The organism is Microbulbifer sp. (assembly GCF_036563125.1).
GTDB lineage: Bacteria > Pseudomonadota > Gammaproteobacteria > Pseudomonadales > Cellvibrionaceae > Microbulbifer.
In genome coordinates, this window is record NZ_DATCMV010000113.1 from 66,317 (window position 1) to 78,198 (window position 11,882).

At 60.5% G+C, this 11,882-nt stretch carries 3 protein-coding genes; 2 read left to right on the plus strand and 1 reads right to left on the minus strand.

Going from position 1 to position 11,882, the window contains the following annotated elements; genetic code table 11:
- Positions 1-28: 28 nt before the first annotated feature.
- Positions 29-2,461 carry a phosphoenolpyruvate synthase gene (ppsA, locus tag VIL80_RS09440; RefSeq protein WP_332035861.1) on the minus strand — a complete coding sequence of 811 codons (2,433 nt, stop codon included), beginning with the start codon at positions 2,459-2,461 and terminating at the stop codon, positions 29-31.
- A 239-nt stretch (positions 2,462-2,700) separates the two neighbouring features.
- On the opposite strand from ppsA, the gene VIL80_RS09445 reads away from it, so the two are divergent.
- Together VIL80_RS09445 and VIL80_RS09450 are read left to right on the plus strand one after the other, a co-directional pair.
- The gene (locus VIL80_RS09445) at positions 2,701-3,690 is read left to right on the plus strand and encodes a universal stress protein (protein ID WP_332035862.1); all 990 of its coding nucleotides are present in this window, start codon (positions 2,701-2,703) and stop codon (positions 3,688-3,690) included.
- The coding region (locus VIL80_RS09450) for a GH36-type glycosyl hydrolase domain-containing protein (RefSeq protein WP_332035863.1) at positions 3,687-11,882 on the plus strand (8,196 nt) is incomplete at its 3' end. The genes VIL80_RS09445 and VIL80_RS09450, both read left to right, overlap by 4 nt.

The window sequence follows — 11,882 nt, forward strand, 5'->3', positions numbered from 1 at the left end:
TGCCAGCCGTGGAAATTCCCCGCGCCACCTAGGAATTTTCATCATTGCCCGCGGTGAGCTTGTGTTCCAGCGCCACTACCTTCTCGATGGTGCGCAGCAGGGCGTCCGGACTGAGACTGATGGAGGTAATACCCAGACTGACCAGATACTCCGCGACTTCCGGATAATTGGATGGTGCTTCACCGCAGATGCCCGCGGGAATGCCGTTGCGCTTTGCGCCCTCGATGGCCAGTCGCAGCATTTCCATCACCCCGGGATCCCGTTCATCGAAGTCGAACGCGACGATATCGGAGTCACGATCCACGCCCAGCGTCAGTTGAGTAAGGTCGTTGGAGCCAATGGAAATACCATCGAACAACTGGCTGAACGCGTCGATCTGCACCACATTGTTGGGGATTTCACACATCACATAGACTTCAAGGCCAGCTTCACCCGGCGTCAGGCCGTGCTCGGCCATCGCCTTCAGCACCTTTTCGCCTTCGGGGATCCGGCGACAGAACGGGATCATCACCTTGATATTATCGAGGCCCATTTCTTCCCGGGCCCGTTTGAGTGCCGCACATTCCAGCGCGAAGCCCTGCGCATAGGCCGGATGCGCATAGCGCGCGGCGCCGCGGAACCCAAGCATCGGGTTTTCCTCGTGTGGCTCGAAACTGCGGCCGCCGATCAGCCGCGCATATTCATTACTCTTGAAATCCGAGGTGCGCACGATCACCGGTCGCGGGTAGAACGCGGCGGCGATGGTGCCGATCCCTTCGGAGAGTTTTTGGATAAAAAACTCACTGCCGCTTTCGTAGTAGGCGGTCAGCGCATTCAGGGCGACGCGGTCCTGTTCGTCTGTCACCTTGTCGGGACACACCAGCGCCATGGGATGGGCCTTGATGTGTTCACTGACGATAAACTCCATCCGTGCCAGACCAACCCCCTCACAAGGCAGAGCGCTCAGGCGAAATGCCTGTTCGGGGCTGCCCAGATTGATCATCATCTTGGTTTTGGGGGTAGGCACCTCATCCAGAGCGGTGGTGGTAATATCGAACGGCAGTTGGCCACGGTAAATTTTCCCGATATCCCCCTCCGCACAGGAGAGAGTCACCACCTCGCCGTCCTTCAGAGGGTGGTCGCTGCCAATGCCCACCACGGCGGGAATGCCGAACTCCCGCGCCACAATGGCGGCGTGACAGGTGCGGCCGCCGCGCTCGGTAACCACCGCCGCCGCCTTGCGCATCGCTGGCCCCCAGTCGGGACTGGTGCTCTCGGCGAACAGAACCTCGCCTTCATTAAATGCCGACAGCTGTGTGGCGTCAGAGACACGCCGCAGCTTGCCGCTCGCGATCCCTGTGCCAATGGCTCGGCCGGTGGAGAGCAGCGCGGATTTCTCCGGCTTCTCGCTGAACTGATAGCGTTTCAACAGATTGCGGGGTTTTTGCGAGGCCACGGTTTCCGGGCGCGCTTGCAGCAGATACAGCTGACCATCATCACCATCTTTAGCCCATTCCAGATCCATTGGGCAGGGCGCACCGCGCTCTGCGCTGTAATGCTTTTCCGTTTCGATGGCGTAATCCGCGAGGATCAATACATCCGTGTCACTCAGACTCAAGTGGGCGCGGCGCGCCTCCGGGGTTTCGATATTGTGCAGTTCCTGGCTGTTGAGATCCTCGTCGCACACCAGGGTTTGTTGCTTGGCGCCGAGCTGACGGCGCAGTACGCAACGGTAACCGCGCTCGTAAGTGGGTTTGTGCACATAGAATTCGTCTGGGTCCACCAGGCCCTGCACAATATTCTCGCCGAGACCGTAAGCGGAGGTGATGAACACCACGTCGCGGAAACCGCTGTCGGTATCCAGGGTGAACATCACACCACTGGAACCGCGGTCCGCGCGCACCATTTTCATCACGGCAATGGCGAGATAGACCTTGAAATGGTCAAAACCGTTGCGCTCGCGGTAGCTGATGGCGCGGGCGGTAAACAGGGAGGCAAAGCAGCGGCGGCAGGCCTCCAGCAGACCGTCGAGGTCACCGATATTGAGGAAACTTTCGTGCTGCCCGGCAAAGCTGGCTTCCGGCAGGTCCTCAGCGGTGGCGGAGCTGCGCACTGCCAGTCGCAATTGCGGACCGTACTGTTCACACAGTTCGACATAGGCCGCGGCAATTTCCCGTACCAGTTCATCTGGCAGCCCGGCCTCGTACACGATGGCGCGAGCCTGTGCGGCGATTTCGGACTGCTGATTGCTGTCGGCGCTGGCGAGATTGGCGAACAGTTTGCGCAGCGGCTGCCACGCAGATGCCTGGTCCAGCATGTCGCGGTAGGCTTCTGCGGTGACGGAAAAGCCGTTGGGTACATGAATCCCTTTTGGGGTGAGTGTCCGATACATTTCTCCAAGGGAGGCGGCTTTCCCGCCCACATCGGCAATGTCAGTAAGACCGGTATCCGCAAACCAGCGGATATAGCGGTGATCAGTCATGTGGAGTGCAGCGCCTGAAATTGACACGTTTTACAACGTGAATTGCGATGAATTGCGTATATCTCAAAATAGCCGAGCTAAGCTCTAAGCGCGCCCTGTTTTTCCGCATTTCTTGTGTTAAGCGCCAGCAATCGCGGAGCAATATCCGCTCTTAATAATTCCGCTGACGTTACTTTCTTTTTTTTGCCACATTTTTGGTTACTTAAAGCTTTGCCGATCCATTTCCGGGGGGAGCCGCTATGCCGTTCAAACACCTGTTGATTCCGTTGGATAGTTCGTCACTCGCTGAGGAAGCCATCGCACATGCGATTCCCATAGCTCGGCAAAGTGGTGCCGACATTCACCTGCTGCACGTGCAGAAATCCTCCTCCCACACCGGTGACCACTGTGCCGACCCGGTGGACTGGCGCCTGCGGCGCGCCGAAATTCGCAGTTACCTGAACAGTCTCACGGAGCAAATTGCCGCTCAGGACATCCAGGTAACCGTCAACATTGTAGAGGGGCGACCGGCGGAACAGATCGTCGAGTACTGCGAGAAACATTCGATCGACCTGATCGTCATCACCGCCTATGGCAAGGGCGGAATCAGCCGCTTTGACTTCGGCAGTACCGCACAGAAGGTATTTAGCGGTGCCGGGCGCTCTTTCCTGATCGTGCGACCAGGTGACCGGCCCACCCCGCAGGAGCCAACCGCCTATCGGCGGATACTGATATCCATGGACGGATCGCCGCGCTCGGAATGGGTGGCGTGCAAGGTGGCGTCACTGATGCGTGGACAGGAGGTGGAGATCATCCTGCTGCAGGTGATTGCGGTACCAGAGATGCCGAGGCGCATGCCCATCACCCGCGAGGAGCACGCCACACGGGAGAAATTTGTCGAGAGCAACCGCCGCGCGGCCGAGGCGTATCTGGAAGAAATCGCCAATCAGCTCAAGAACGGCATCAAGGTGCGCCCGCGCTTGCTGATTGCCCAGAACGTTGCCGAACGGATCTATGCGACGGCGGCGGAAGAGGGCGTGGACCTGATTGCAATGAGCGCCCACGACTGGCAGACCGGCGCGCAACAGGTCACCGGTACTCTCTGCCACACGGTCATGTGCCACAGCAGTCTGCCGGTGCTGGTGTTCCAGGATATGCCGCAATCCCAATTGCAGACACTGCACGGCGGTGTCGAAAACGATCATCCATCCCACCCATCACTAGCAAGTAACGGCACCAATCATCAATGAAACTGCGTCGTGGAAACTCCGACGGGCTCGCCCGTGCGCGCGAGTTTTTCTCGCGCAAAAAGAAACACCGTCCTGTGGCTCTGCCCACACCGGAGGGTGGAAATACCGCTACACCTTCTGCGGATGACGAGCAAAAACGCCGTGGGGATATCACTTCACTGGCCAAGCGTCACCACCATCTTGCCGCTGCCGATCGTGTCTATCCACTGAACACACACCTGCGCAAGCTCGAACGGGACTTTCAGGATATTTACCGGCGTCTGGCCGCCCGTGTGGAGTCCGGTGAGAAAGGCAGCCGCAGCGAAGAGTGGTTGCTCGACAACCGCCACGTGGTTCAGGAAGCGCTGGAGCTGGTGCGCGAGTCGCTGCCGCGCACCTATCTGCGCCAGTTACCCAAGGTCGCTGCAGAGCAGGGCGGAATTGAGTTACGGGTAGGGGCACTGGCGATGGCGCTGGTTGCCAATGTGCGCCAGCCGCTGGACCTGGAGTCGGTATACGACCTGGTCGACCACTACCAGCAGGAAAGTATCCTCACTACCGGCGAGTTGTGGGCGCTGCCCGCCATGTTGCGGCTGGGTCTGCTCCAGCACCTCGTGGGGTTTGCCGAGAATGCGCTGGATAAAGCGGAAGTGGGCGGTGAGGGCGAGAGCGTCGGGATTGCGAGCGCCATCATCAGCTTGCGCGAACTGCGTACCCACGACTGGCGCGATTTCGCCGAAGCACAAAGCCGCGTCGATCGGATTCTGCGCGCCGACCCTGCCGGCGCCTACGGGCAAATGGATTTTGAGACCCGGGATCGCTATCGCGGCGTGGTAGAGCAGCTGGCGCGCGGCAGCACCACGCCGGAACACCGTATTGCCGAACAGGTGGTTGAGCTTAGCGAAAAGGAACTTCTGCAGGCGCGTCGCCGACACGTCGGGTTTTACCTTGTCGATGACGGGCGCAGGGAACTGGAAGAGGTGCTGGAGTTCAAGCCGAATATCTTCCAGCGGATACATAGATGGGTGCTCGAACACGCGTCTTTAGTCTATTTTTCCACCCTCGGTTTACTCTCGCTCCCGCCACTTCTGGCGCTGGGTATCTACCTCCTGCACCACGGCAGCCCAGTTGGGGTGATGTTACTGACCGCTGCTATTGTGGCGGTACCTGTGGTCGGGGTTGCGCTCGCACTGGTCAACGGGCTGATCACCCACAGCCTCACCCCGCAGATGCTGCCGAAGTTGGATTTCGAGGACGGTGTTCCGGATGAATACCGCAGCGCGGTGATCATGCCGGTGCTGTTTAGCGACAGCGAGGACGTGGAGAAAATCCTCCAGTGCCTGGAAATAAACTTCCTCAACAATGGCGATCGCAATCTCGTCTACGTGGTACTGAGTGATTTCGCGGATGCGGATGAGCAGAGCTCTGCCGAAGACGCCGAGTTGCTCAAATTTGCCAGGGATGCCATCGGCGCACTGAATCAACGCTATACCGACGACGAAGGGCGGCAACCGTTCCTGCTGCTACATCGCGAACGGCGCTGGAATCCGGTGGAAAAATGCTGGATGGGGTGGGAGCGAAAACGGGGCAAACTGATCGAGTTCAACCGCTTGCTCAAGGGCCACGACGACCACAGTTACACCACCTGTATCGGTGACCGCTCGGCATTGAAAAACATCCACCTCGTCATCACCCTCGATGCCGACAGTCAGATGCCCCCGGGTACAGCGGCACGGTTGGTGGGCACCATGGCGCACCCGCTCAATCGCGCGGTGGTTGATGAACGCACCCGCCGTGTAGTGGCAGGGCACGGCTTCCTGCAACCGCGACTGGAAACAGACCCTTCCGGCGCAGCCGATACCCTGTTCAGTGAAATATTTTCCGGCGACCGCAGTGTGGATCTCTATACCCATGCGGTGTCCGATGCATACCAGGACCTGTTCGGCGAGGCGATTTTTGCGGGCAAGGGCATCTACGATCCGCGGGTATTTTCCCAGACACTCGCGGGGCACCTCGCACAAAACGCAATCCTGAGTCATGACCTGCTGGAAGGTTCCATCGGTGGTGCCGCACTGCTTTCCGATGCCATTTTTTACGAGCAGTACCCACCGAATGTGGTCGCATTGTTGCGCCGCTCCCACCGCTGGATTCGTGGAGACTGGCAACTGCTGCCCTGGCTCGGCAAGCGGGTAACTATTGACGGCGGCGAACGGGTGACCAACCCGCTGCCGCCGATACACCGCTGGAAAATCGCCGACAATTTGCGCCGCAGCCTTGAGGCGCCAAGCCTATTGGCACTGTTGCTGGTGGGGTGGAGTGGCATTCTGCCGGGCAGTGTCTGGATGTGGACACTGGGCGTGCTGTTGCTCTCTGCCGCCCCTGTCTGGCTCGAACCACTGGCGACCTTGTGGCGGGCGGTTGCCAGGCCCAATCGTGCCCATCATTACCTGCGCAACCTGCGCGGAATACTGTGGCAGAGAATCCAGCACTGGTTACTGTCCCTGGCGCTGTTACCGGTGCAGGCGGTCAATGCACTTGATGCCATAGTGCGAACGCTCTACCGAATGGGTATTTCGCATCGGCGCCTGCTGGAGTGGACATCGGCTGCACATGTGAACCGTTCCCTGGGTGGCACTTCCGCCGCCAGCCGCAGCTGGCGCGAACTGTGGATTTCACCCGCACTGGCGATACTTATCGGAGCGTGGCTTGCAGTGACCGCACCGCTCAGTTTACTGCCGGCAGCACCGCTACTGCTGGCCTGGCTGTTGGTGCCACAACTGAACCAGCGCATCAATCGCCCCCATAAATTCGAAGCTCAGCCGATCTACGAAACCGACGAGCAGGAGTTGCGCCTGCTCGCGCGTCGAACCTGGTATTTCTTCGAACATTTCATGGGTCCGGACGATCACTGGTTACCGCCGGACAACTATCAGGAGGAACCGGTGGCGGTACTCGCCCGCCGCACATCACCGACCAACATTGGTCTGGGCCTGCTGGCGACACTCAGCGCCTACGATTTCGGCTACCTCGACCTCACCCACTTGCTGGCGAGGCTCAACAACACGTTTGATCGTATGCGCGGGCTGCAGCGCTACCGTGGCCACTTCCTCAACTGGTATGAAACCCGGGAGCTTCACCCACTCGATCCACGCTATGTATCGACCGTGGACAGCGGCAACCTCGCTGGCAGCCTGTTGACCCTGGCGAGCGGGCTGGAGGCCCTGGATTCCACGCCGATCAACGGGCGCCAGTTGGTGCAGGGTATTGCGGACACGCTCGGTGTCGTGGTCGAGACCCTGCAACCACAGGAACCCGATGTGGCATCCAGCGCATTGCGAGAGGTCATCGGCTATATCGCCCAATTGCGGGAGAGACTGGCCGCCGGCGGTGATCGCGGTCACTGGTGGCAAATCATCGACGACATTTACGAACGCGAAGTGCCGGCGTTGCAGGACCGGGTGGTGGCGCTGATCGAGGGTGACGAAAGTTTCAGTGCGGAATCCCTGGGGCGCCTGCGCCACTGGCTGGATGAATTACTCCAGCACTCCATCGCGGCGCGCCGCTATCAGGAAACCCTCGAACCCTGGCAGCGCCTGATCGACGCGCCACCGGTGGCGTGTCGGGAGCAGGGCGGACAGGTAGCAGAGCTGTTCCGAAAATTGCACACACAGCTGAATGCCCCGGTTACCCTGGTGACCTTGCAGGAAACCTGTATGCAGGCATCGCTGCAGCTGGATCAATTACAGGCGGCATTGTCCTACGTGGGCGGCCAGCACCGGGAAGAGACCGATGCGTGGATCGACAAGATGCGGCGCTCTTTCGAAGTGGCGCAGCAGCATGCGGAAAAATACCGCTTCGACCTGGCGCGCCTCGCGGAAAAAGCTCGGCTGTGGGTGGCCGAAATGGACTTTGCCTTCCTCTATGACCACGAGCGCCATCTGTTCCACATCGGCTACAACGTCAACGACGCCGCATTGGACCCCAATTACTACGACCTGCTTGCGTCGGAATCCAGGCTCACCGGCTTCGTCGCCATTGCCAAAGGCGATGTACCGGCGCGTCACTGGCGTCACCTGGAGCGTCCATTCCGGCGTATCCAGCGCCGGGCGGTGTTGATGTCCTGGAGCGCCACGCTGTTTGAATACCTGATGCCCCGGCTGCTGATGGAAACACCGCATCACAGCCTGGTCGGGCGCGCATGCCGCAATGCCATCGACGTGCACCGTGAATTTGCCGACCGTTACGGGGTGCCCTGGGGTATCGCCGAGTCGGGTTTTTATGAACTGGACAGCCACCTGCATTATCAGTACCGGGCCTTTGGGGTGCCGGGGATTGGTTTTCGCCGCGACCTCGGCGAGCGGCTGGTCATTGCCCCCTATGCGTCCATGATGGCACTGCCATTTTGTGCCGATAAAGTCATGGAAAACCTGCGGCAATTGCGCAGCCATGGTGGCTATGGACAGTTCGGGCTGCATGAAGCAATCGACTTCGGCCGCACCTCCAAGCCGGCGCCACGCCGCGCGCGCACGGTGCGGTCTTATATGAGCCACCACCAGGGGATGATCTTGCTGGCGGTGAATAACTTTCTGCATGACGACGTCATGCTGAGTCGCTTCCATAGCGATGCTCGCGTTGCTGGCCTGACACCGTTGCTGCACGAGCGCATGCCGTCATCGCCGCCGGCACTGAAGCCGTGGAAGCGCCCGGGTATCATGCGCAGTTTCCACGCCGAAGTGGTGCTTGAGACCTGGTCCGCAACACCGACCCGTCCTTTCCCACAATACAACCTGCTATCCAACGGACACTTCTCCACGGTGCTCGCAGCGGATGGTGCCGGTGGCAGCTACTGGGACAATATCGCCCTCACGCGTTGGCAGACAGACCCCACCCATCATCAATGGGGACGTTTTTGCTATGTGCGGGATCTCGACAACGGCGCGCTGTTTTCCGTCGGGCTTGCCCCTTGCGGCGGCAAGGATCAGCGTAGCGCGGCCTACTTTTCGCCGCAGAGCGTGGAGTACCAGCAGCGGAGATCGGAACTGTTTTGTCGTCTGCATGTTGCGGTCAGCTCCCAGCACGATGTTGAGGCCCGCCGCCTGAGTATTAAGAACGAAAGCAATCGCGAGCGGCATTTATTGCTCGCAGATTTTGCCGAGGTAGTGCTGGCACCGGAACGCGACGACTTGCGGCATCCGGCGTTTGCCAAACTATTTGTGGAAAGCCAGTACCTGCCGGAAGAACAGGTGATGATCTACCGGCGACGTCCGCGCGGCAGCAATGAGAAGCCGATTTACCTCGCGGTCTCGGTGCTGGTGCAGCCCGGCGTACGCCACCGCCTGGCGTGGGAAACCGATCGCTTCCGCTTCCTCGGCCGCGGCGGTTCCCCGGCGCGACCCAAGGCAATGACGGAAGGGCTGGCGAGTTTCAGTGGCACCACAGGACCGGTGCTCGATCCGGTCATCGCCGCCGCGCAGGAAGTCACGATTCCACCGCAGTCGGAAATCGAGGTTGTCTATCTCACCGGCGCCAGCAAATCGCGCAGAGAACTGCTCGCGACACTGAGTGCCTACCGCTCGCGTCCGAAGGCGCGGTGGGTATTTGATCTCGCGCGTATGCAGTCGGAACAGGAGCTGCGCAATCTGCATATCACCTCGGGGTCCATGCACTGGATGATGGATCTGCTTTCCGTGGTACTCGCGCCCATTGCTCCGCTGCGCGCGCCATCGCGGATTCTGGCCCGCAGCCGACATATTCAGCCGGGCCTGTGGAGTAAGGGGATCTCCGGGGACAACCCGATATTGTTGGTGCATATTCGCAACCAGCACGAAAGCGACTTCGCTGGGCCCATCCTGCAGGCGCATACCTACTGGTGCGGGCGCGGGGTCGGTGTCGACCTGGTGCTGATCGATGAGGAGTCAGCGGGCTACGAACAGCAGGCGCGGGACCGGCTGCAGGAAATGATCACCGATATACGCGGGCGTACGTTGCGCAAGCTTTCGGGGTCTGTGGTGATGATCCCGGGGCAGGAACTGCCGGGGGATACCCGCATCCTGTTGCTGGCGGCAGCGCGGGTGATACTCGATTCGTCTGCGGGCTCGGTGCAGTCGCAACTGCAGAACGGTTTTGCTGCGCTGCAGACACAGCTGCAACCGCTGCCTCCGTTTGTTCCGGTCGCTCCTGCAGACACCTTCGAGCAATCGACGCCGGAATTGCAGCGACCGCAGGAGCTGTTGTTCGAAAACGGTCTCGGCGGGTTTTCCGCGGATGGCCGCGAATATGTCATGCATCTCGAGCCGGGCCAGCGGCCGCCCGCGCCGTGGGTCAATGTCATCGCCAACCCCAACTTCGGTTGCCTGGTATCGGAAGGCGGCTCCTGCTGTACCTGGGCCGGCAACAGTGGCGAGCATCGCCTGAGCGCGTGGAATAACGACCCGGTTCGCGACCCCAGCGGCGAAGTGCTCTACCTGCGCGACGAGGAGACCGCGGAAGTGTGGACGCCGACACCGGCGCCGCGCCCAGCCAATACTGCCTATCAGATACGCCACGGCGCCGGTTACAGCGAATACCGCCACAACAGCAATGGCCTCGAGCAGTCCTGGAGGATATTCGTCGATCGCGAGGCGCCGGTGAAGATCGGCCGCCTGACATTGACCAATTGCTGGGACAGGCCGCGCAGGCTCACCGCAACCTATTACGTGGAGTGGATCCAGGGGCTGGTGCGAGCCAACAGCTGGCCCTATCTCGTGTGCGAATTCGAGTCCGACAGTTGTGCATTGCTCGCACGCAATGCATTTGTTCCGGACGCCAAACCCGGAGTGGCCTTCCTCACCGCCAGCCTGCCGCCCCACGGCCTCACCATGGACCGGCACGAATTCCTGGGGAATTCGTCCGGTCTCGAGGCGCCCGAGGCTCTGTTCAGAATCGGCTTGTCCGGCCGCGTGCAGTGCGGCGGGGACCCATGCGCGGCCTATCAGGTGCACATTGATCTGGCAGCCGGTGAAACGCAGCATGTCTATTTCGTCATGGGTGAGGGTGTTGACCGCACGCAGGCACTGGAGCTCGCCACAGAGTTTCGCAATCCGCAGCGGGCGGAAACCGCGCGGGAGGAATTTGAGAATTTCTGGGAAGAGTTTCTCGGCCGTGTGCAGGTGGAAGTGCCGGACAAGGCCACAGAAATACTGGTCAACCGCTGGCTGCCTTACCAGACCCTGGCCTGCCGCCTATGGGGGCGCAGCGGTTTCTACCAGTCCAGCGGCGCCTTCGGGTTCCGCGACCAACTGCAGGATGTACAGGCGCTGCTGTGGACGCACCCGGAATGGACCCGGGAACACATTCTGCGCGCGGCGTCGCGTCAGTTCCAGGAGGGCGATGTCCTGCACTGGTGGCACGAGAATCCGCTGCGCGGGGTGCGCACCCGCTGCTCTGATGACCTGCTGTGGCTGCCATTTGTTACGGCACAGTACATCCGCACCACCGGCGACTACGACATTCTCAATGAGTCGGTTCCCTACCTGAAAGGGGCGCCGCTGAAAAAAGATGAACACGAGCGCTATGCCGAGTTTGATACCAGCGACGAGTCGGGCTCGCTGTATGAGCACTGCTGCCGAACCATAGAGCGCGCCAGTTCCGTCGGTCCCCACGGCCTGCCGATCATCGGCAACGGGGACTGGAACGATGGCTTCAGCCGAATCAGTACCACCGGTCGTGGCGAAAGCGTCTGGATGGGCTGGTTTCTGTTACGGGTGTGCCGGGATATGGCGCCGCTGTGTGAATACATTGGTGATACCGCGCTGGCCGAGCACTACCGCAAACTCGGCGAGACCTTCCGCGAAGAGGTCGAGCAAAGTGGCTGGGATGGCGCCTGGTACCGCCGCGCTTATTACGATGACGGCACACCGGTCGGGTCCAAAGAGAGCGACGAATGCAAGATCGACCTGATCGCGCAGACCTGGTCGGTATTGTCCCAGGAAGCACCGACGGCGCGTGCACGGGAGGCGATGACCTCTGCCTACACCCATCTGGTGAAACAAGACGCGCGGCAGATCCTGCTGTTAAAGCCGCCGTTCGATAAAACCAAGAAGGATCCGGGTTACATCAAAGGCTATCCACCGGGTATTCGTGAAAACGGTGGCCAGTACACCCATGCGGCGACCTGGGCAGTGTGGGCTGCAGCGGGACTGGAGCACAGCGAGCGCGCGCACCACCTGTTCAGT

Bases quoted from the DNA above. Each gene is read 5' to 3' on its own strand.
- ppsA (WP_332035861.1), bottom strand. From the start codon at position 2,461: ATGACTGATCACCGCTATATCCGCTGGTTTGCGGATACCGGTCTTACT.
- VIL80_RS09445 (WP_332035862.1), top strand. From the start codon at position 2,701: ATGCCGTTCAAACACCTGTTGATTCCGTTGGATAGTTCGTCACTCGCT.